The organism is Vibrio sp. 1641, assembly GCF_033339995.1.
Lineage (GTDB): Bacteria > Pseudomonadota > Gammaproteobacteria > Enterobacterales > Vibrionaceae > Vibrio > Vibrio alginolyticus.
Window position 1 is genome coordinate 1 of record NZ_JAWOVP010000391.1, and the last position, 569, is coordinate 569.

At 44.3% G+C, this 569-nt stretch carries 1 protein-coding gene; it reads right to left on the reverse strand.

Annotated elements, in window-relative coordinates; translation table 11 throughout:
- On the reverse strand, positions 1–569 hold a 569-nt coding region (locus tag R7Z47_RS26150; RefSeq protein WP_318130939.1), incomplete at both ends, for a cache domain-containing protein.

Below are 569 nucleotides of genomic sequence, written 5' to 3' on the forward strand. Positions count from 1 at the left end.
AAGTGGTTTAATGCCTTTCGAAACAGCAATGCTGGTTAAGATGCTGGTAATAATCAGGCCAATCACCGAGATTGTCACCGCAGATAAAGTGTGTTGATTTAACTCTTGCGTGCGCAATTCACGCTGCATGGCAACTTGTTGGTCGATGTCATCAATGTAGATCCCAGTACCAAGCACCCAGTCCCATTTTTGTAGATACTCAGCGTAACCCAATTTCGGTGCCTGAGCGTTGATGGTTGGTTTGTGCCAAGAGAAATACAAAAAGCCATCGCCTTTTTGCGACGCATCAATCAAGCCAGCAATCACCGCTACGCCATTTTCATCTTTAAGGTCATACAGATTTTTACCTTCCAGCGACGGTTTGATGGCATGTAAGGTATTGATGCCTTGAGAATCATACGCGAAAAAGTACCCATCACTTTCAAAGCGCATCGCTTTTAAGATTTCTTTCGCCGCTTGTTTATTACTGCCATTAACGTCAGAGTCATACAGCGGCTTAATCGCCGTTACACCCATCATCATGTAGGCTTTTAGCTCTTTCTTACGCGCATCAATAAGCTCCTGTCTGT